Annotated in this window: 22 protein-coding genes and 4 tRNA genes; 22 read left to right on the top strand and 4 right to left on the bottom strand. The window is 38.8% G+C overall.

The features are described from left to right. The first annotated feature begins 7 nt into the window (after positions 1 to 7). Genes CH361_RS00835 through CH361_RS00805 form a run of 7 tightly spaced genes read left to right on the top strand, consistent with a single transcriptional unit; the run spans position 8 to position 4258 of the window. Positions 8 to 1273 (top strand): dicarboxylate/amino acid:cation symporter, encoded by a 1266-nt coding sequence (locus CH361_RS00835; protein ID WP_100788936.1) that lies wholly within the window; start codon positions 8 to 10, stop codon positions 1271 to 1273. Further along, positions 1260 to 2111, top strand: a complete 852-nt coding sequence (locus tag CH361_RS00830; protein ID WP_100788935.1) for an SGNH/GDSL hydrolase family protein — start codon at positions 1260 to 1262, stop codon at positions 2109 to 2111. Before CH361_RS00835 ends, CH361_RS00830 begins: the two co-directional genes overlap by 14 nt. Before the next feature lie 2 nt (positions 2112 to 2113). Beyond that, positions 2114 to 2932, top strand: coding sequence for a hypothetical protein (locus CH361_RS00825; RefSeq protein ID WP_100788934.1), 819 nt, complete (start codon positions 2114 to 2116; stop codon positions 2930 to 2932). Positions 2933 to 2935: 3 nt separating this feature from the next. Next, a complete protein-coding gene (locus CH361_RS00820) occupies positions 2936 to 3253 on the top strand; it encodes a TRL domain-containing protein (protein ID WP_100788933.1) in 318 nt (105 codons plus the stop codon). Further along, the gene (locus CH361_RS00815) at positions 3250 to 3495 is read left to right on the top strand and encodes a hypothetical protein (protein WP_100788932.1); all 246 of its coding nucleotides are present in this window, start codon (positions 3250 to 3252) and stop codon (positions 3493 to 3495) included. Before CH361_RS00820 ends, CH361_RS00815 begins: the two co-directional genes overlap by 4 nt. Continuing rightward, positions 3431 to 3814: a TRL-like family protein gene (locus CH361_RS00810; protein ID WP_100788931.1), complete on the top strand. Its 384-nt coding sequence runs from the start codon at positions 3431 to 3433 to the stop codon at positions 3812 to 3814. The genes CH361_RS00815 and CH361_RS00810 overlap by 65 nt, the downstream gene beginning before the upstream one ends. A 27-nt stretch (positions 3815 to 3841) precedes the next feature. Next, a complete protein-coding gene (locus CH361_RS00805) occupies positions 3842 to 4258 on the top strand; it encodes an Ig-like domain-containing domain (RefSeq protein WP_244279444.1) in 417 nt (138 codons plus the stop codon). A gap of 123 nt (positions 4259 to 4381) precedes the next feature. Here the strand turns inward: CH361_RS00805 and CH361_RS00800 are convergent, their stop codons facing one another. Next, on the bottom strand, positions 4382 to 6529 hold the full coding sequence (locus tag CH361_RS00800) for a sodium-translocating pyrophosphatase (protein ID WP_100788929.1): 2148 nt from the start codon (positions 6527 to 6529) through the stop codon (positions 4382 to 4384). A 70-nt stretch (positions 6530 to 6599) separates the two neighbouring features. Here CH361_RS00800 and CH361_RS00795 point away from each other — a divergent pair, with 70 nt between their 5' ends. Then, the gene (locus CH361_RS00795) at positions 6600 to 7769 is read left to right on the top strand and encodes a tetratricopeptide repeat protein (RefSeq protein ID WP_100788928.1); all 1170 of its coding nucleotides are present in this window, start codon (positions 6600 to 6602) and stop codon (positions 7767 to 7769) included. Positions 7770 to 7834: 65 nt separating this feature from the next. On the opposite strand, the gene acs is transcribed toward CH361_RS00795, so the two are convergent. Next, the gene (gene acs, locus CH361_RS00790) at positions 7835 to 9799 is read right to left on the bottom strand and encodes an acetate--CoA ligase (protein WP_100788927.1); all 1965 of its coding nucleotides are present in this window, start codon (positions 9797 to 9799) and stop codon (positions 7835 to 7837) included. Positions 9800 to 9882: 83 nt separating this feature from the next. Beyond that, positions 9883 to 10434, bottom strand: coding sequence for a GTP cyclohydrolase I FolE (gene folE, locus CH361_RS00785; RefSeq protein ID WP_100788926.1), 552 nt, complete (start codon positions 10432 to 10434; stop codon positions 9883 to 9885). Positions 10435 to 10584: 150 nt separating this feature from the next. Here folE and CH361_RS00780 point away from each other — a divergent pair, with 150 nt between their 5' ends. The 6 genes from CH361_RS00780 (at position 10585) to CH361_RS00755 (ending at position 14561) form a co-directional block, all read left to right on the top strand. Then, positions 10585 to 11685, top strand: coding sequence for a glycosyltransferase family 4 protein (locus CH361_RS00780; protein ID WP_100788925.1), 1101 nt, complete (start codon positions 10585 to 10587; stop codon positions 11683 to 11685). Between the two features lie 113 nt (positions 11686 to 11798). Beyond that, entirely contained in the window at positions 11799 to 11990 is a 192-nt protein-coding gene (locus CH361_RS00775; RefSeq protein WP_100788924.1) for a (2Fe-2S)-binding protein, read from the top strand. Beyond that, positions 11968 to 12441 (top strand): WbuC family cupin fold metalloprotein, encoded by a 474-nt coding sequence (locus tag CH361_RS00770; RefSeq protein WP_100788923.1) that lies wholly within the window; start codon positions 11968 to 11970, stop codon positions 12439 to 12441. Before CH361_RS00775 ends, CH361_RS00770 begins: the two co-directional genes overlap by 23 nt. After that, complete coding sequence (locus CH361_RS00765) at positions 12438 to 13454, top strand: CE1 family esterase (RefSeq protein ID WP_100788922.1); 1017 nt, start codon at positions 12438 to 12440, stop codon at positions 13452 to 13454. The genes CH361_RS00770 and CH361_RS00765 overlap by 4 nt, the downstream gene beginning before the upstream one ends. Then, the gene (locus CH361_RS00760; protein ID WP_100788921.1) at positions 13435 to 14319 is read left to right on the top strand and encodes an alpha/beta fold hydrolase; all 885 of its coding nucleotides are present in this window, start codon (positions 13435 to 13437) and stop codon (positions 14317 to 14319) included. Before CH361_RS00765 ends, CH361_RS00760 begins: the two co-directional genes overlap by 20 nt. Before the next feature lie 41 nt (positions 14320 to 14360). After that, positions 14361 to 14561: a YgaP family membrane protein gene (locus CH361_RS00755; protein ID WP_100788920.1), complete on the top strand. Its 201-nt coding sequence runs from the start codon at positions 14361 to 14363 to the stop codon at positions 14559 to 14561. A 53-nt stretch (positions 14562 to 14614) separates the two neighbouring features. Here the strand turns inward: CH361_RS00755 and CH361_RS00750 are convergent, their stop codons facing one another. Beyond that, positions 14615 to 15730, bottom strand: coding sequence for a class I SAM-dependent RNA methyltransferase (locus CH361_RS00750; RefSeq protein WP_100788919.1), 1116 nt, complete (start codon positions 15728 to 15730; stop codon positions 14615 to 14617). 70 nt (positions 15731 to 15800) lie between these two features. Between CH361_RS00750 and CH361_RS00745 the strand changes: the two genes are divergently transcribed. From CH361_RS00745 to recR, 8 genes are all read left to right on the top strand, one after another. Then, positions 15801 to 15884, top strand: a tRNA-Ser gene (locus CH361_RS00745). A gap of 7 nt (positions 15885 to 15891) precedes the next feature. Next, positions 15892 to 15978: transfer RNA gene (locus CH361_RS00740), tRNA-Ser, on the top strand. Positions 15979 to 16370: 392 nt separating this feature from the next. Continuing rightward, positions 16371 to 16444 (top strand) — tRNA-Arg (locus CH361_RS00730). A gap of 1 nt (position 16445) precedes the next feature. Continuing rightward, the gene (locus tag CH361_RS00725; protein ID WP_100788917.1) at positions 16446 to 16886 is read left to right on the top strand and encodes a nucleoside deaminase; all 441 of its coding nucleotides are present in this window, start codon (positions 16446 to 16448) and stop codon (positions 16884 to 16886) included. A 45-nt stretch (positions 16887 to 16931) separates the two neighbouring features. Then, positions 16932 to 17018 (top strand) — tRNA-Ser (locus CH361_RS00720). Positions 17019 to 17183: 165 nt separating this feature from the next. Continuing rightward, entirely contained in the window at positions 17184 to 18677 is a 1494-nt protein-coding gene (dnaX, locus tag CH361_RS00715; RefSeq protein ID WP_100788916.1) for a DNA polymerase III subunit gamma/tau, read from the top strand. 21 nt (positions 18678 to 18698) lie between these two features. Beyond that, entirely contained in the window at positions 18699 to 19064 is a 366-nt protein-coding gene (locus tag CH361_RS00710) for a YbaB/EbfC family nucleoid-associated protein (RefSeq protein WP_196795741.1), read from the top strand. Next, the gene (gene recR / locus CH361_RS00705) at positions 19042 to 19650 is read left to right on the top strand and encodes a recombination mediator RecR (RefSeq protein ID WP_100788915.1); all 609 of its coding nucleotides are present in this window, start codon (positions 19042 to 19044) and stop codon (positions 19648 to 19650) included. Before CH361_RS00710 ends, recR begins: the two co-directional genes overlap by 23 nt. Positions 19651 to 19692 lie beyond the last annotated feature (42 nt).

Raw genomic sequence — 19692 nt, 5'->3', positions numbered from 1 at the left:
TTTGGGAATGTTCTTTCCTAAAATACCCTTTTGGATCCAGATCCTCATCTCTTTATTGTTAGGTTTGATTTTCGGATTACTTTTAAATCCCGAAACCGGATTTGTATCGTCTTTAAGTTTAAATCCATATCTAGCATGGATGAAACTTCCGGGCGATATTTTTCTAAACTTACTCCAAATGATTATGATTCCGCTAGTCATAGTCTCCATTGCGCTTGGAGTTTCGAGTTTAAGAAATTTAAAAGATCTTTGGGATTTGGGAAGTAAAACTCTTCTCTATTTTGTTTTTACAACAGTCATCTCTGTCAGTATTGGAATATCGCTCACCCTGATTATCAAACCAGGAAATCACATTCAAAACCAAACTCTGGAATTAAACCAAAATGTGAATCCCACAAAAGTTTCAGAAAAGAAAGAAACCATTCCAGAAATTATCGCTGATATCATTCCTAAAAATTTAGTAAATGTTTGGTCCAAACAACAAATGTTATCTGTCGTTTTTTTCGGAATGATTTTAGGTATTTTTTTCTTAACCTCTCGTGATTCAGGAGCCGCTTTAAAGGCATTTTGCCACTCGCTTGAAAGCTTTTGCCTTTGGGTTGTTGCCACAGCGATGAAGTTAGCACCCTTAGCTGTTTTAGGACTGATGAGTTATGCCATAGTCCAAATTGGTTTCTCTTTATTCTTAGGACTCTTATCTTATATCGGAACAGTTCTTTTTGGACTTTTTTGTATAATGGTCTTTTATGGAGTTCTGATTTTATTTTTTACAAGAAAAAATCCGATTCGTTTCCTGAACCAAGTTCGTGAAATTCCCTTACTTGGTTTCTCTACTTCAAGTTCCAGTTCTGTTCTTCCTTATTCTTTAAAACTTGCTAAGGAAAAGTTAAAACTAAAAGAAACCGTTGCCGATTTTGTCCTTCCACTAGGCGCTACAATCAATATGGATGGAACCGCATTGTACCAAGCTGTTGCCACAGTTTTTCTGAGCCAAGTGTATCATGTCGAACTTTCATCACTAGACTTGTTTTTGTTAGTTGGTACTGTTACGGCAGCTTCCATAGGTACAGCAGCAACTCCAGGAGTCGGGCTTGTAATTTTGGCATCCATCTTATATACCTTTCAGATTCCTATCGAAGGAATCACCATCCTTTTTGGAGTTGACCGCTTTTTAGATATGTGTAGAACTTCAGTAAATCTGACCGGCGATCTATCTTGTGCATTTATCATGGACCATATCTGGAAGGAAACAAAACCAAATGAAAAAAATTAAATATACACTTTTGTTAGGAATCTTAACATTCCTTATCCATTGTGATACAAAAAAGGAATACTTAGAAGATATAAGTACACATTTTCTCTGTTATACCTATGCAATTTGTAATGGAGAAACGCCTGCCAAAACTGGCATCATCGGTGATAGTTGGGCAGACATTTTACTTGGTTATCCACTTGTAGAAACACTAAGACCTCAATTAGAAAACCGCTTCCAATATAAATTCGTCGGTGCCACTCTCGGTGGAAAAACCTTACAACAAGTTGTCAACCAAGGACTCCAATTCCAAGTCATTGACCAAGGTGGTGCTGATATGAAAGTCATTATCCTCTCACTGGGAGGAAATGACATCCAGGATAATCTCTCCGAATACATTGGGAAAATCGACACTGTGCAAGCGCAGCGTTTTGCCACGATCAAAGCCAATCTCAAACAATTAGTCATTACTGGTAACGCTTACAAAATTTCAAAATTTGGAGGAGCTCCTATAAAATGGATCATTCATGGATACGACTATCCCAATCCATTCATGCCACCCGTGATTCCAGGTTCTGATGAAGGTTGTAAAACTAAGTTTGATCGTGTTGGTCTAGTTGTACCTGATGCGGCCGCTTTTACAGCAACTCAATTGGATGCTTTTAACAACCTCCTGGTTGATGTTTCCAGGGAAGAACCTTCTTTCATTTATGTAGACTTACGAAATACTCTCGGTGGAAAACCTTTTTCTCGCGCTGAATTTATGTTAGATTGCATTCATGCAAATAACTTGGGATATAGCCTTCTTGCAGACAAACTCGCAAGATTAATTTATCCGATCACAAATGTAGGATTCTAAAAATGAAAAATATAATTATCATTTCACTATTTTCTCTTTTTTCGGTTGTTTCATTATATTCTCAGCCGACTTCGAATAATGATTTTGCCCACCCACTACAAATTGAACCCGTAGCCGTTTATACCAAAATCAGAGGCAATGCTACATACTGGGATAAGAGCTTCAATGGAGTAAAAGAGATTAATAAAAATCTCAACTTTGAGGGAGAATACAAATTTTCTGATACTTTTTCCGTCATTTCATCGATTGGAAGAACCGAATACTCACAAACGGATTCAGCAAAAGAAATCACTTGGGATCGTTGGAATGCGGGAATTAAATACGGAAAAATTTTTGATACTGGTTCTTCCCAATTCTTAATTGGTGGAGGGTTGCGAATCTATGATAAAAAAAGAAACGCAGAATTTCGAGAAAAAGAAAATCCAGACTTCTATTTGATTCGACCCAATTTTGGACTTGGATACAAACGCGGAATTTTTCAAATTATGTCAGAGTTTCGATTTCAAACAGAAACCAATCGACATGGAAAAGAATCTAGTTTGGAAGAATTCAAACGTTATTACCAAGTTGGTATTGCTCCTTCATTTGCTATCGCAGACTCTGTTCGTATCTTTACCGAACTCGAATATAGAGAACCTTTGGATAAAGTGGCGGATAAAAACTTAAGATACTTCAATCTCTATCCAGGGATATCAATGAGCACCGAAAGTTTTGGTACTTTTAGTTTTTCTGCTCTATTTGGTGTTTTACCAAAAGCAGATAATGCAATGGATCGCGGGATTCGTTTTTCTTATTTTTATTTTTTTGATACAAGCCAGTAAAATATGAAAAACTTTTATTTCTTACCGCTCGCATTTCTTTTTTCACATTGTATCAGTGTACAAATTGGAAATCCTTCGGTAACAGTATTTCAGAACAAAGGGCAAGAAGGTTGGTATTCCACAGGGAAACTTCCTTTGCCTGGCGACCGTTTTGTTGAATCTTGTACAACAAATTATTTTGGACTTGTGAGTATCGGTAGTGCTAGTTTAGATTACGTTCCTCGCAGTTCTCGCCCCAGAGAAATTTTGAGTTTAGATCACTACTATAAAAACCAATATTTCTTTTTCCAAGAACTTTGTTTGCGAATTACCGGACGATGAAACAGGACATTAACTCACTTAGCGAATTTGCAAAAAAACTAAAGAGTGGACTCATTTACGAAGAAATAGAATCCAAATTGAAGGATTTCCATTCTAAAAAAAATAATGTTACTAACAAATCGTTGGATACCCTAACAGCTAAAATTCGAAAGAAAGAAGCACAAATCGAAAAACTCTATGACGATATCATCACTTTACAAAACAAACTTTCCAAACTTTTGGATCAGGAACTTAAAAAATAAATCCACTCTCCTCTCGGTTAGGATTTTTATTTTTTCCAGTTCTTTCTTATTTCTCTTCTCTTGTGCTAGTTCCGGATTTGGAACCCAGGGCCTACTCTATGAAAACCAAAGGATCAGCATGATGGAAACCGGTGTTTCCGCATCAAAGGAAGGAATCGCTTGTGCAAAATCCTATCTTGGACTTCTCGCATGGGGAGACGCCTCAGTAGAGCTCAGCCAAAAAAACGGAAATATTAGAGAAATTACGTCTATTGAACTAGAAACCTACAATTTCTTCGGGATTTACGCAAAACTATGTGCGGTTACCAAAGGAAATTAGTCGAAACTAAATTTAGAACCTATGCCCATGTGGAAGAAAATCCAAATCCTATCTTTATTTGTTTTTTCGGCCCTATCTTGCCTACCGGAACCCAAACCCTCTCTTTTGGGAGTTCTGGTTCTGCCACTAGTCACACAAACATCTAGCACCTTCACCATCGAATCTACCACTCCTAGTGACGGTGCCACGGGGGTTTCCTTAAATCCAACCATCACAATCATAATGACGCAAGCAATCGATACCACTTCTCTTAATACCAATATCAGTTGCTCACCTACTTGTCCGAGCCTCAGTGGTGGGTCCTCGAATCGAACCATCACTCTCACACCAGCAAGTGCGCTTACTGCAGGAACCACTTATACCATCACTCTAAACCAAAACCTACAGTCCATCTTCGGACTCACTCTCGGAACAAATACCAGTTTTAGTTTTACGACCTTATAAATAAAAAGCCGACGTTTCCGCCGGCTTTTTATTTATCTCTTAAGAGATTTATGTTTTTAATCTTTAGGAAACTTCCAAGAGAAAGCTTCCTAAAGATAAGATGTAATTTTTATTTTAAACTTCTTATTTAAAGAAGTTTAAAATGATTCCACCTTTTGTTACAAAAAACTCAGCAAACACAAGTGATGTGATCGCCATTAGTTTGATGAGAATGTTGATTGCAGGACCAGAAGTATCTTTGAACGGATCCCCTACTGTATCACCCACAACCGCGGCTTTGTGTTTTTCAGAACCTTTTCCACCAGCAGTTTTTTCGATGTATTTTTTCGCGTTGTCCCATGCTCCACCAGAGTTCGCAGAAGAGATCGCAAGAACCACACCAGAAACAAGGGCACCAGCAAGAAGACCAGCAAGTGATTTCACACTAAACAAATAACCAACAACGATTGGGCTAAGAAGAACAAGAAGGCCTGGAGGGATCATTTCACGAAGAGCAGCAGAAGTAGAAATATCTACACATTTTGCATACTCTGGTTTAGCTTTTCCTTCCATAAGACCAGGAATTTCTTTGAACTGGCGACGAACTTCTTTCACCATATCAAGGGCAGCTTTTCCAACAGACTTCATTGTCATTGCAGAAAAGATGAATGGAAGCATAGCACCAAAAAGAAGACCACCAAATACTAATGGATCCAAAAGTTCAATAGAAGTGAGGTCAATTGCACCTTCTCCCAGTTCTTTAGAAGCATTTTGTGTTCTTGTGATAAAGGCAGCAAATAAGGCAAGTGAAGTAAGAGCTGCAGATCCAATGGCAAAACCTTTTCCCACTGCTGCAGTCGTGTTACCAGCGGCATCTAAGTTGTCAGTCCTATCACGAACATCTTTTCCCAGTTCCGCCATCTCAGCAATCCCACCCGCGTTGTCAGAAACAGGGCCGTAAGCATCGATGGTAAGACCAATCGCAATTGTGGAAATCATTCCAATCGCAGCGATTGCAATTCCATACATACCCGCAAGGATATTCGAAACAACAATCACGATCACAAGTAAAATCACTGGAACCACTGTGGACTTGTAACCAAGTGCCAAACCATAGATAATGTTGGTTGCAGCGCCTGTATCACAAGCATCCGCCACTTCACGAACTGGTTTGTAAGAATGAGAAGTGTAAATCTCAGTGATCCAACCAATAAACATTCCAGCAAACAAACCTAATGCGACTGAAGTATAAACATTCCACTTAGTGATGGTTTTGTCTCCAATTTGGAAACTATCGATCATAAAGATGTCAGTTACAAAGTAAAGAGCTGCTGCTACGATAAATGTAGAAATCCAAAGTTGGAGTTTTAGAGCTTTCTCTACGTTTCCACCTTCTTTCACTCGAGCAAAGAAAGTCGTTAAAAGAGATGCAGGAATTCCAATGGCAGAAATTAAAAGTGGATAGAGAAGAGCAGAGTTGTTGTCTGCAAGTGCTGATGCTGTTGCACCGATCACAAGAGCTGCGCAAGTCGCTTCTGCTGCTGAACCAAAAAGGTCAGCACCCATACCGGCGATGTCACCTACGTTATCTCCTACGTTATCGGCAATGGTGGCAGGGTTTCTCGGATCATCTTCTGGAATTCCTTTTTCTACCTTACCGACAAGGTCAGCACCTACGTCTGCGGCTTTGGTGTAAATACCACCACCCACACGACCAAATAATGCTACGGAAGACCCACCAAGACCAAAACCAGCAAGTGATTCCATAAGGATATGTTTGGCAACTCCAACGTTTGCTCCTGTGAATAGGAGAAATAGTCCAATCATTCCAAGAACAGCAAGACCGATCAGACCAAAACCCATTACGGCTCCAGAATCATAAGCCACTCGGAAGGCTCTGGAAAGAGAAGTTTTTGCAGCTTCCGCAGTACGAACGTTACCAGCAGTAGCAATCTTCATTCCGATAAAACCAGAAAGGCAAGAAATAAGGGCTCCGGAAACAAATGCAACGGCAGTGTAAATTCCTTCGTTGAACTCCGTTTTTGGGTTATCCAAAAGTAAATAAATGAGAACAGTCATGAAACTAATAAATAGCAAAATGACTCGGTATTCTCTCAGAAGGAAGGCCATAGCCCCTTCTGCGATCGCAGCGGAGATTTCTTTCAATTTAGCAGTTTCTTTTACGTCGCCACCGCCTGCGCCTACTTGGATGCGAACCACCCGAGCTGCGTAGAAAATCGCCGTGGCTATCGAAACTAGCGCCATGACGATAATGATTAACTCTACATTCATGAGATCCTCTTTGAGATTGTTTATTTGAATTTCTAAGATTATTTAGAAGATGACCGATGAGAATCCATAGATGATACTTCGGTCTAGGAGAATATGGCAATTTAGTGTTCTGGTAACAAGTCTATTTCTGGTTTCCAGTCCAAATTTAGCACAAACAGAGGTTCTGAACCCCGTTAAGGTTTTTTATGGATATGAAGATCTTTTGCGAATGGCCGAAGACAAAATTGTCCAAGAAACCCCAGCTAAAGCCTTTGATTTTCTCATCAAAGCCAAAGAATTAAACCCAGATCCGGATTATCGCTACTACAATCTAGCTGCTCGTGCCCATATGAAACTCGGGCAACTCTATGATGGGGTTCATGCCTACGAAGAATCGATCAAAAAGAAAAAAGACCAACTCGATTTGCTTCTCTACATTGCTGATTTTTACGAAAAGGAAAGAAAACAAAAGGAAGCTTTGTTCTATACTAAATTATATTTAGAACAAAAACCAAATGCTAAGTACAGATTGTATACAGCAGCCATTCTATCCAGACAAATTGGTTTGGAATCTGAATATGAATCCTATATACAAATTTTAGAATCAGACAAAACCTTTGTTTCAGAAAAAGAAGCACTGCAAGCTAGCCTTCAAAAAAATATCAAAAGTAAAAAATGGAAAGAGGCAGATGATTTAAGTTTACGTTATTTAGTTTATTTTCCCAGGGAAGAAGCGATGTATGAAACTTTAATCCTCGCACGGAGGGGAAGAAATTCTGAACTTCTAGAACAGGCTTATCAATGGACCAGCACCGTTTTTCTAAATGAAACCAGATACTTCACTCGTTACGGGGTGTACCTCCAAGAAAAACAAAGATTCCTAGAATCTTTATCCTTATTTCGCCGAGGGTTTTATAATCTATTAAAATTTTTTCCCGATTCCGATGCGGGTGAAATTCTATTTCTCATTCGTCAAAGTTATGCGAATTTAGGAAAAGATAGAGATACCTTGGCGATTGATTCTCTTGTCAAAGATTTTCAAAATCAAAAAAAAATCACAGCCACAGAATTAGAAAATCATCAAAATACCTATCGTAAAAATAGAGAGTATCTACTTTTTTGTGTTCATTGGTTTTCCAATCGAGACAAAACTAAGGCAAACGAGTATAGGCAAAGGTTAAAAGACCGGGATATAGAATTTGAAGAATCGGAATTCTTACGAGTGATCGGACCCTTTTCTTCCCTCCCGCAAGATTTATAAAACCTGCCTTCTTCCTTTGAATCACAGCAAAAGAAGAAGGATTCTCATCTAGGAAAAATCAATTCCTAACTATGAAACTTTTTCTTATCGTCAATTAACGTTTGTACAACGGATGGATCAGCAAGTGTGCTAATATCTCCTAGCGTATCAAATTCGTTATTGGCGATTTTTCGTAAGATCCGGCGCATGATTTTACCGGATCTAGTTTTTGGAAGTCCTGGTGCCCAGTGGATGACTTCTGGTCTTGCGATTTTTCCGATCACTTTTTCTACCATAGCAATTAATTCTTTTTTCAAAGCATCGTTTGTTGTTACACCATGTTTTACAGTCACATAGGCATAAATTCCTTGGCCTTTGATATCGTGTGGAAATCCTACAACAGCCGCCTCAGCCACAGATTTATGTTCTACAAGAGCACTTTCTACCTCTGCAGATCCAATACGGTGGCCCGAAACATTGAGTACGTCATCGACTCTTCCTGTTATGCGAAAGTACCCGTCCTTATCTTTATTGGCACCATCTCCCGTAAAATAATACCCTTTAAACTGAGAAAAGTAAGTATCAAAGAATCTTTTGGTATCCCCATAAACCCCCCGCATCATCGAAGGCCAAGGCATCGCAATACAAAGATTTCCTGAAATTTCCCCCTTCTCTTTGATCTCCACACCTTCATTGTCCACAAGAACGGGTTTGATTCCATAAAATGGCCAACTAGCCGATCCGGGCTTTTGAGGAATGGCTCCCGGAACTCCAGAGATCATAATGGATCCGGTTTCTGTTTGCCACCAAGTATCCACAATCGGGCATTTTGATTTTCCAATATTGGTATGATACCATTCCCAGGCCTCTGGGTTGATGGGTTCACCCACAGATCCAAGAAGGCGCAATGATTTGAGAGAGCGCTTTTTAATATGCTCCAATCCTTCTCGCATCAGTGCGCGAATGGCAGTTGGTGCCGTATAAAATACAGTGACTTTGTATTTATCAATCACATCCCAAAACCGACCGGCATCCGGGTAACTCGGAACTCCTTCAAACATAAGGGAAGTGGCTCCATTAGAGAGTGGTCCGTACAAAATGTAACTATGTCCTGTAATCCAACCAATGTCTGCCGTACACCAATAAGTATCTGTTTCTTTGTAATCAAAAATGGTAGCAAAAGTGAGGTTGGCACCGAGTAAATACCCTGCGGTTGTATGAAGAACCCCTTTTGGTTTTCCCGTCGAACCAGATGTATAAAGAATAAACAGAGGATCTTCCGAATCCATCGCTACAGGAGGGCATTCTTTTTTGATGTCAGCTTCTTTCATTAAGTAGTGATACCAGTGGTCCCTACCTTCTTTCCAATTGAGATTTCCTTCATCTCCTGTTCGCTTAACAACAATTACATCTTTTACTTTAAATTTGGTTTCTTCTAAAGCGGCATCCACATTTTTTTTGAGTTCAACTGGTTTGCCACCGCGATACCCACCATCTGCTGTGATCACAAGAGCTGGTTTACAGTCTTCAATACGACCAAGAAGAGCTTCGGGAGAAAATCCACCGAAGACAACCGAATGTACAGCTCCAATTCGCGTACAAGCTAAGGTAGCAATCGCAAGTTCCGGAATCATAGGTAAATAAATCAGAACCCGATCCCCTTTTTTTACATGGAACTTCTTGAGAACATTGGCAAAATAATTCACCTCGCGGTGGAGGTCATGATAGGTGAGAACTTTGGATTCATCTGGATTGTCCCCTTCCCAAATGAGAGCCGCTTTGTTTTTAAGAGGAGAATCTAAATGCCTGTCCAAACAGTTATAAGAAACATTGAGTTTCCCGCCAACAAACCATTCTACTTTTGCTTTGGCAAAATCGTGTTTCAGAACCTTTGTCCATTTTTTAAACCAAGTGAGGCGTTTTGCTTGTTCGGCCCAAAACTTCTCTGGTTTCTCAATCGATTCTTTGTATTTGGTTTTGTATTCTTTTAAACTAACGTTCGCTAACTTAGCGAAGTCTTTGGACGGTGCCACAATTCTTTCTTTCGGCATAGGTTCCCTCTAGGGAAAGAATGCTGAACTTTTTTTGAGAAAAGTCCAGCATGAATCTGAAAAATAGAATTTAAAAAATGAACTTAGTGGGAACCGGTTCGGATTAAATCTAAAAACTCACTCCGAGTGGTTGGATCTGTTTTGAATAGACCGAGTAGACTAGAAGTAAAAAGCTCTGAGTTCTGTTTTTCCACACCACGCATCATCATACATAAATGTTTTGCTTTGATGACAACACCCACTCCCAAAGGATCTAGTGTTTCTTGGATGGCTTGTGCAATCTGATCAGTGAGTCGCTCTTGGACCTGAAGGCGACGGGCAAATACATCGACAATTCTTGGAATCTTGCTAATTCCAATGATCTTCTTATTCGGAATGTAAGCCACATGGGCCCTTCCATAAAAAGGAAGCAAATGATGTTCACATAAGGAATACATTTCAATATCGCGTACGAGAACCATCCCTGTTGTACTCTCTTCGAAGATGGCTCCGTTTACAATTTGATTCAAATCGGCTTTGTAACCACTCGTTAAAAAGTCATACGCCTTTTTCACTCGATTAGGTGTTTTGACGAGGCCCTCTCTCGCAGGGTCTTCTCCAATTTGTTTTAGGATTTCTTCGATTAAGTTTTCCATCCGGGTCCTTTTTGAACGATATGATACCTGTGGTTCTACATCTCAAATTATGAATGCAGAATATTCACCACTAATTTGACTAGACTCTACCAGAAAGGAAAAGATACATTTCCTTTTTTAAATTAATTCTAAAGGAACATAATCAGATTCATGCGGTTAAAAATTGGTTACGATGCACGGATGATCGAAAATTCCGGGATCGGGATTCGTATCCAACATATTCTAAAGTTTTGGCCTATTTCCCCGCAAACGGCCGAATTATTTATTTTTGGTGATCCCTCTGTATTAAAAAAATATGACCTACCCAAAGATGCGAAGATCATAGAATACAAAACTAGCATTTACTCGCCTAAAGAATTTTTAGGACACCCCCAAATGGCAGAAATGGATGTCTTGGATATTCCTCATTTCAACATTCCGTTTCCTTATATTCGTAAGTGTGTTGTCACCATTCACGATCTCATTCCTTATCATTTCAAAGTGGCCCATGCTTCCCTTGTCAAACGAGTGTATCTGCAAATTGTCTTTCGTTGGATCAAATGGTTTGCATTAAAAGTCATCACCGTTTCTGAATTCACCAAACAAGATTTAATTCATTTTTTTGGTTATTCAAAAGATAAAATTTCTGTTGTTTATAATGGAATTGATTTAGAGACTTTCTCCCAACAGAACGCAAACAAAGTTTCGACTTTTAAAAGAAAACACGACTTACCTGCATCTTATTTGTTTACAGTAGGCATTGGAAAAACCCATAAAAACTTCCCGTTTTTATTATCCAATTTAGAAGAGTTGTGGGCGAAAAAAGAATTAAACCTACCTCTCGTTGTAGGTGGCCTCAGTAAAGAAATCCCCGAAGAATTTCTAAATTTCCAAAAGAAGTACCCTGACAAAATTTATTTTTTGTCTCACTTACCGTATGCGGAACTTCCTCTTGCCTACCAAGCGGCAAAGATTTTTCTTTATCCCTCTCTCTTCGAAGGATTTGGATTTCCTGTTTTGGAAGCACAAGCCATGGGAACGGTCGTTTTTTCTTCCAACGCCAGCGTTTTGCCCGAAGTTTTGGGAGTTGGATATGAACCTTTCGATCCAAAGGACTCTACCTCTTTTCAAACGAAACTTCTCTCTTTGCTAAAAGATTCCAAAAGGCAAAACCAACTAAAAAAGTTAGGCGAGAGTAATGCCAAACGTTTCCAGTGGAAACCAGCCATTAAAGAACTAAATTCTTTATATAAAACCCTTCTAAAGAGCTAAATCTGAAAAGAACTCCCCCATTTTTTGATAAAATTCTCTGAAAAATGACTTAGAAAGATTTAAAAAAATTCTTGTCGTACCATTTCATAAGCCAGAGACTGATTCTCAGAACCATGATCAAGTGTCACTGTGCAGAAGTTTTCTTTGAATCTATCTTAAATGTTGTCAAAGAATCCAATCGCCCTATACTAGAAGTCGCCCGCGAGATGGGAGCGGCTGATACTTGTACGGCTTGTGTTCCGGATATGTTAGCCTTCATCGAGCAGGAATTGGAAGGTCAACTTGCAGGAAATACAAATCATTGATTCCGACTTAATCGGATCTCTCGTCAAAAAAGCCCAAACCGCAGAAAGAAAACGTACCAATCATAACTTCCACGAACAAATGGAAGTGTACCAAAGGTTTCTCAACGTTCTTTCTAAAAACACCTACATTCCACCTCACAGACATTTGTCGGACCCAAAACCAGAAACCTTTGTCGTTTTAGAAGGTGAAATTGGATTTCTCATCTTCCAGGAAAATGGAGAAATCAAAGAAGCCCATAAACTTTCCTCTACAGGCCCTAAACGGGGAATTGATTTAAAACCTGGTGTTTGGCATAGCCTAGTTTGTCTGTCTGAAACGGCAGTTTGTTTTGAAGGAAAGTCGGGCCCTTATGATCCCACAATCGATAAAGAATTTCATCCCAAGTTTCCTTTAGAGGGAGATTTAAAAGTTCCAGAAACCATTCTATGGTATGAATCTTTGTTTGCATGAACTGGTTTTTCTCAAATACAAAACGATATCTACCACTCGTCATGATTTCTTTTTCTTTTTTTTGTAAATCACTTCCTTCCATTGTTCCTGTAAAAGAACACAAGTTGGAATCCATTTCCTCTGATGGGATCATCCGCAATTTTCGTTACTATGTGCCTAAACAAATTAAAGAAACCAGATTGCCTTTGATTTTTATTTTACACGGCGGTGGAGGGAGTGGAGAGGGAATGATTTATCTTTCTCGTATGTCGGAAAAAGCAGAAGAATATGGATTTATCGCAGTTTATCCAGATGGTTATGCCAACCGTTGGAATGACGGAAGAAAAATTCCACATTCACTTACCGACAAACGAAATACAAAAGATGTCGAATTTTTCCGAGACATGGTAAGTTTTATCGATAAAAAAATACCTGTTGATTACAATCGAATTCACGCTGTTGGAATTTCCAACGGTGGTTTTATGACACAGCGCTTGTTATGCGAAGCACAGGATTTATTTAGTTCTGGGTATTCTGTTGCTGCAGTTACTTCCAAAGGTTTAAAAGAGATTTGTAATCTTCCTCCTAATAAATCGATTGGGTTCATTATGGGAACTTCTGACGATGTTGTACCTTACCAAGGTGGTTCTGTTTCCATTCCTTCGGATCCAAGCCCCAATGCACAAAGAATTCCAGCTGGTGATGTTTTTTCTTATTTAGAATCATTAGAATTTTGGTCTTCGCAGTTTGCCTGCAAGGAAGAAACCAAATCCAAAAAAAGACATCTGAACAAATTTTGGAAAAGAGACATTCAATACACAAAGTTTACAGATTGTGAATCCGATCAAGTTGTAGAAGGATATTTAATTCCAGGTGGAGGTCATATTTGGCCAAACGGTTTTTTTTACCAAAATGAAAAACAATATGGGTATTTAAGTAAGGACTTGGATACAAGAGAGATTGTGTTACAATTCTTTAGAACGACGTATAAAAAAGAAAAGTTGGTAAACAACAATGCACCATTCGGAAATTAGAAATTCATCTGCTGTATTTACCACTTTAGAAACGGGAAAAGGAGAACCTGTTCTTTTTCTCCACGGGTTTCCTGATAATCATAAAACCTTTGCTCCGATGATGGAAACTATTGGGAAAAAAGGATATCACTGTATCTCTCCTGTTATGCGAGGATACGAACCATCAACAATCTCTCATTCCCATAAATTACATGTAGTCGACCTTGTGGATGATATTTTGGGATGGATGAACGATAGAAAATGGGATTCGGTGCATTTAGTAGGCCACAACTGGGGATCTGTGATTGCCTTTGCCGCTGGGATGTATTACCCAAACCGAATCAAATCCATCACAAGTCTAGGAGTCCCTCTTCTACGGACTTATCAGGACTCGTTTTTTTGGGCTCCTCAACAAACCATTCATTCTTGGTATGTATTATTATTCCAAATTCCTTTTTTAGCGGAACTTACCATTCGCTCTAATGGATTTGCTCTTGTAGATTATTTATGGAAGGATTGGTCACCAGGATATTCGCCAAACCAAGACCATTTAGCAGAGATTAAAGCAAATTTTCAAAATCCGGGAATTTTATCTTCCGCTCTTGCTTATTATCGCAATTTAAACGATCTTTTTACAGAATCTGGTAGAGAAAGTATCCTTGGAATTTTAGATTCAAAAATCACAGTCCCCACTCAAATTCTATACGGATTAAATGACGGTTGTTTTCATAAAAACTTATTTGAACACCTATTAGATGAAAACGATTTCCCTTGTGGTTTTCGCAAAATTGGTTTTGATCACGCAGGTCATTTTCTCCATTGGGAAAAAAGAGAAGAGGTAACGAGACTGATTTTAGAATGGTTAGAAAAAAATAACCAAATATAAAATACATTTTGTTCGTCCAATCTAACTTAAGGAGATTGAATATGTTTCAAAACATGGGTCTATATGATAGAATCATTCGAGTTGTAGTTGGATTGGTATTAGGCGGTTTGTATTTGGCAGGTGTGGTTGAAGGAACAACAGCAATTGTTCTATTTGTCATTGGCCTTGTAATGATAGCAACTTCTGCAATTGGATTTTGCCCAGCTTACCTACCTCTAAAGATTAATACCAAATCAAAATAACAAAATCTTTCGTTAGAAAAGAACTCACAAACTATTCTTTGTGAGTTCTTTATTTATTTTTTCAAACTCACCAAAACTTCGTAATGTTGTGTTCTTGGGAAAAAGTCAAAGAGACCCATAAATTCCAACCGATATCCAATACTTTCTAGTCTTACAATGTCTCGTTTTAATGTACTCGGATTACAACTAGAATAGATAATTTGTTTTGGTGAGAATAATGAAGCTGATTCTATGATTCCCTCTGTTAATCCTGCTCTCGGCGGATTCACAATCCAAATTGGAAACTTTGCCACATGTTTGGGTAAATGTTTTTGGTATAAATCGCTGACTTCATATTCAAATGACAAAGCCACATTTACTTTTGCATTTTCTTTTGCATAACGAATGCTCTTTTCGTGAGATTCCATTCCGTATAAAGATTTAATTTTTTCGCGAATGGAAATGCCTATACTCCCGCATCCGCAGAATAACTCCAAAACCTCACTAGAATCAGGTAATAGAGATTTGATTTTTAAAAGCCAAGGTTCTAGAAGGAACTGATTGATTTGAAAGAATCCACGTTCGGGCACTTTTAATTTTGTATTCTGAACATTGATTTCTGTTTGGTCCCTTTCATAATTCACAATGGATTTGGAGGAAAGGCGAAGTTGGATAGATTTTTGTTTAGAAACTGATTTTTTAATTCCTTGTGGAACTAAATCCCATAACAAACGTTTATCGATAGTTTTACAAACAGAATGAGAATCATTAACAATTCTGTGAGTGTTTTTTGCGAAATATCCAATTTCTTTTCCGTTGGATTGCCATTGTACATTATTTCGATATTCGTTTTCAGGCCCACGAACTACCTCTAGTTTTTCTTTCCATTCAGGAAACATAGCTGTTAAAAGCGAGGTTTTGAGTTCGATCTCTTGTTCGTATGATATATGCCGATAACTACAGCCACCACATTCCATAAACACGGAACAATCAGAGGGGATTCTTTTTTCTGAGGCTTCTAAAACTTCTGAAACAGTTCCAAACCATTCTTTTTTTCCGGTTTTATAGAGACTTATGTCTACCAATTCTCCCGGAAGTCCACCTTCAACGAAGACTGCATGCCCCTCGTGGTGCGCTAAACAGAAACCGCCATTGACCCACTTTTCCAGTTTTATACGCAACTTTTCCATTCTCTAGAACCATTCATTGAATATTCATTTGACACTGCACTCGCATTTAACATAACGGATAGGTACTCTTGGAGAAGTGGCTGAGTGGTCTAAAGCAGCGGTCTTGAAAACCGTCGTGGTAATCCCACCGTGGGTTCGAATCCTACCTTCTCCGAGTCGCTGGAGACGTGCCTGAGTGGCCGAAAGGAGCGGTTTGCTAAACCGTCGTACGAGCAATCGTACCCAGGGTTCGAATCCCTGCGTCTCCGTTGATACCGTCATGAATACCACCCAAATCAAAGCAAAATTAGAAAGAATACAGGCCTATTTAGTTACTGACGAAGCAGCTAAGATCTTTGCAGTATTACCTCTCTATTTCTCTTGGGTGCCAATTTTTACTTGGAAACGAAATCTTCCTGAATTTGTAACGGTTTGTCTATATTCTGCAGTTAATACTTGTTTGTTCTTACTCGGATTGGTACTTGCTCAAGTCCTTTCTGTCCTACCCTTTGTTGGTCTCTACTTAGCTGCAACCATCCATCTCCTTTCCGTACTACTTTATCTAGGAATTGCGGGATTTTTGATTTACTCCATCCGCTTGAAAAAAACCATAGTGATACCCGTTCTTTTGGAATGGGTGAAAATGCTTCAAGCATTCATTGCGCCCATAGCTCAACTGGATAGAGTATCTGACTACGGATCAGAAGGTTAGAGGTTCAAATCCTCTTGGGCGCGCGTGGAAGCTTTCAATTCCTTTCTAGAGCGCTACGCAAAAGCCCTTTCTAGCCACCCCGAAGAAATTCCCTCTTATTCAGAAATCATTTCGAAAGACGGAAACCTGATTGCCGCCTCTTATAATTCCGTCGAACAAACATTAAATCCCACAAAGCACAGCGAGATCCTTGCGATCGATGAAGCACTTTCAAAAATTGAAGGTCGTTATCTAACAGATCATATTTTGATTACAGCTCTTGAACCTTGTCTTCTTTGTTCTGGTGCTATTTTACGCGTAAAAATTCCGGAAGTGATATATTTTGTTCCCGCAAAACCGGGAGAAGGAATTTCATCTTACACCACAGAATCCATCTATCTTCTAAATCACTTTCCTAAATGTACTCTCATTCCAAGATCCCACATAAAATTTGAATTTCTGACATTTTTTAGAGAGAAAAGGTAGAATTCTATTGAGCGTTTCATTTTATGGAAGCCAGTAGAAACCATTGGAGAGATGTCAGAGTGGTCTATTGTGCATGCTTGGAAAGCATGTGTGCCAAAAGCACCCCGGGTTCGAATCCCGGTCTCTCCGCCAGGTTCTTACTTGCCATCTTAAGATCTTTTCTCCATTCACCTCTCCTCTCACTTAGTAAAATATCGATTACTCCGATAAATATTTCATTGCCTCCAACATACGAAATTACAAGATCAAAGTGATTCACAAATTTCCCATTCCACATCTTTTTTGGCACGGACTTACATGAGCGAAAACCACCAAGTACTCTTTCGAAAATACAGACCCCAATTCTTTCGCGATGTGATTTACCAGGACTTAGCCGTTGGTTCTTTACAAAATGCCTTTAAATCAAAAAAGATTGGACATGCTTATATTTTTATCGGCCCTCGTGGTGTGGGTAAAACGACCATAGCAAGAATTCTAGCAAAACGATTGAATTGTGAAAGACCAGATGGAGTAGAACCTTGCAACGAATGTACTTCTTGTTTAGAAATTACAAAAGGAAATTCTAACGATGTATTTGAAATCGATGCAGCGTCCAACAGTGGTGTTGATAACATTCGTGAACTACGAGAAAATGTAAAATTTAATGCGATGGGTGGAAAGTATCGCGTTTATATTTTGGACGAGGTACACATGCTAAGTGGGGCTGCTTTTAATGCTCTACTAAAAACATTGGAAGAACCTCCTGCACATGTTGTTTTTATTTTAGCAACAACAGAGTATCATAAAATTCCAGAAACAATTCTTTCTCGTTGCCAAGACTTTCATTTTCGAAAAGTACCGGTTACCGTTTTACAAAACTATATTGAAACACTTTGTGAAAAAGAAGGTTTAAAATATGATTCAGAAGGATTATTCTGGATCGCTAAAAAAGGAGATGGTTCCGTCCGCGATACTCTTTCCTTTATGGAACAGGCCGTTATCTTTACGGATGGAAATTTAACGGGTGTCAAACTTAGAAAGATGATTGGGTATCATGGAATTGATACTTTTACAGATTTTTTGAACCAACTACTCGATTCCACACAAAGTGCTCAGATCTTTGAAACACTAGAAAACCTTTTTCAAGCAGGAATTGATCTTGGAAAATTTGTTTGGGATTTTATTGAATTTCTAAATTCTCTACTTCTCATCAAAGATAATTTAGCAGATAGAGAATCTATCAATATTCCCCAAGAAGACTTACAAAAATTAAAACAAAATTACAGAGAACTTGATCGGGAAGTATTAGTTCTGTTGGCGGAACGAATTTTTTCCGTTCATGAAAAATTGAACCTCATGAAACTAAGAAGTTCTTATGAGATGAAAGTTTATTTGGAAATTCAGTTTCGTAAACTAATCTTGGATCGAGAGAAACCAAGTATATCTGGTTTGTTATCAAAAATTTCAGAACTCGCAAAACTAGTACAAGGTGACATTTCGCATATTCCTGATAATTTGGAAACTCCGAAAAAAGTAACCACTCCTTCGGATCCTCCTATTCAACAAAAATCAGAATCTTCACAGATTACACAACCGGAACCGGTAAAACCTATTCTAGAAAAACCAAAACAAACTCTAGAACCAGAAACCAAACAACCTTTGGAATCAAAAACCATTCCTCCAAAACAAGAAGAGCCGCCCAAAGCAAAAACTACAGCAGCAAGTCCATCAGCTCCTGAAGATATGGAGAAACTTTTAAAAGAAAAGTTCTCTGGTATGGAAGTTGATCCCAACCAATTTAAGAATTTATAAGTCCAAAAGGTACGTATGGGAATTTTTGACCAAATGAAACAAATGCGAGAAGCTTTCTCGCAACTCGGTAATATCAAAGAGAAACAAGAAGAACTTTCGAAAAGGCTCGCTCAGATTCGAGTAACCGCGTCCGCTGGTGCCGGTATGGTGGAAGTCACTGCATCAGCAGATGGAACGCTCACCAATCTCAACATCAATCCTATCATGTTCAATGCGGACGATAAAAAGATGTTAGAAGATTTAATTCTATCAGCAACCAACGAAGTACAAAGAAAAGCCAAAGAAACAATGGCACATGAAATGAAGAACGTCCTTGGGTTTAATCCGAGTGACTTTGAGGGTGTATTCAACCAGATCCAAAAGGATGGAGGATTCCCCCCTGTCTGATCCACAATTTCAAAAACTAATCCAATCCTTCTCCAGCCTTCCTGGAATTGGGAAAAAAAGTGCGACTAGAATTGGGTTTCATATTTTACGTATGGATCCTTCCACATTTCGAGCATGGCTTTCCAATATCGAAGAAGCAAAATCCAAACTTCGATTTTGTGATGAATGTGGTGGACTGACTGAAGATCCTGTTTGTTCTATCTGTCTGTCTGAAAAAAGAGAAACAGGTATTCTTTGTGTAGTGGAACAGCCTGAAGATATTTTCTTTATCGAAAACACAAAAGAGTACGTTGGAAAGTATCATGTGTTAAATGGAGCTATTTCTCCCTTAGATGGAATAGGCCCTGACCAATTGCGAATACGCCAACTGATTGAGCGATTGGAGGATGGTGAAATCAAAGAAGTTTTAATCGCCACCAACCCAACCTTGGAAGGTGATGCCACTGCTTCTTATCTTTCTACTGTGATCAAACCAATGGAAATTAAAATCACAAGGATCGCTCATGGAATTACCATTGGAGGAACCTTAGAATACTCTGATCAATACACATTAGGAAAAGCGATCAAGTCAAGGCTGACACTTTAGTTCAAATTAAATACTCGAATCAATTTTATAGTTACTTCGTAA

Source organism: Leptospira brenneri, assembly GCF_002812125.1.
GTDB classification, from domain to species: Bacteria; Spirochaetota; Leptospiria; order Leptospirales; family Leptospiraceae; genus Leptospira_A; species Leptospira_A brenneri.
Note: the sequence above shows the minus strand (reverse complement) of the source record. Positions and strands in the feature narration are given on the sequence as shown.

Coding starts and splice junctions, on each gene's coding strand:
- CH361_RS00835 (WP_100788936.1), top strand. CDS start 8: ATGTTCTTTCCTAAAATACCCTTTTGGATCCAGATCCTCATCTCTTTA.
- CH361_RS00830 (WP_100788935.1), top strand. CDS start 1,260: ATGAAAAAAATTAAATATACACTTTTGTTAGGAATCTTAACATTCCTT.
- CH361_RS00825 (WP_100788934.1), top strand. CDS start 2,114: ATGAAAAATATAATTATCATTTCACTATTTTCTCTTTTTTCGGTTGTT.
- CH361_RS00820 (WP_100788933.1), top strand. CDS start 2,936: ATGAAAAACTTTTATTTCTTACCGCTCGCATTTCTTTTTTCACATTGT.
- CH361_RS00815 (WP_100788932.1), top strand. CDS start 3,250: ATGAAACAGGACATTAACTCACTTAGCGAATTTGCAAAAAAACTAAAG.
- CH361_RS00810 (WP_100788931.1), top strand. CDS start 3,431: ATGACGATATCATCACTTTACAAAACAAACTTTCCAAACTTTTGGATC.
- CH361_RS00805 (WP_244279444.1), top strand. CDS start 3,842: ATGTGGAAGAAAATCCAAATCCTATCTTTATTTGTTTTTTCGGCCCTA.
- CH361_RS00800 (WP_100788929.1), bottom strand. CDS start 6,529: ATGAATGTAGAGTTAATCATTATCGTCATGGCGCTAGTTTCGATAGCC.
- CH361_RS00795 (WP_100788928.1), top strand. CDS start 6,600: ATGATACTTCGGTCTAGGAGAATATGGCAATTTAGTGTTCTGGTAACA.
- acs (WP_100788927.1), bottom strand. CDS start 9,799: ATGCCGAAAGAAAGAATTGTGGCACCGTCCAAAGACTTCGCTAAGTTA.
- folE (WP_100788926.1), bottom strand. CDS start 10,434: ATGGAAAACTTAATCGAAGAAATCCTAAAACAAATTGGAGAAGACCCT.
- CH361_RS00780 (WP_100788925.1), top strand. CDS start 10,585: ATGCGGTTAAAAATTGGTTACGATGCACGGATGATCGAAAATTCCGGG.
- CH361_RS00775 (WP_100788924.1), top strand. CDS start 11,799: ATGATCAAGTGTCACTGTGCAGAAGTTTTCTTTGAATCTATCTTAAAT.
- CH361_RS00765 (WP_100788922.1), top strand. CDS start 12,438: ATGAACTGGTTTTTCTCAAATACAAAACGATATCTACCACTCGTCATG.
- CH361_RS00760 (WP_100788921.1), top strand. CDS start 13,435: ATGCACCATTCGGAAATTAGAAATTCATCTGCTGTATTTACCACTTTA.
- CH361_RS00755 (WP_100788920.1), top strand. CDS start 14,361: ATGTTTCAAAACATGGGTCTATATGATAGAATCATTCGAGTTGTAGTT.
- CH361_RS00750 (WP_100788919.1), bottom strand. CDS start 15,730: ATGGAAAAGTTGCGTATAAAACTGGAAAAGTGGGTCAATGGCGGTTTC.
- dnaX (WP_100788916.1), top strand. CDS start 17,184: ATGAGCGAAAACCACCAAGTACTCTTTCGAAAATACAGACCCCAATTC.
- recR (WP_100788915.1), top strand. CDS start 19,042: ATGGAGGATTCCCCCCTGTCTGATCCACAATTTCAAAAACTAATCCAA.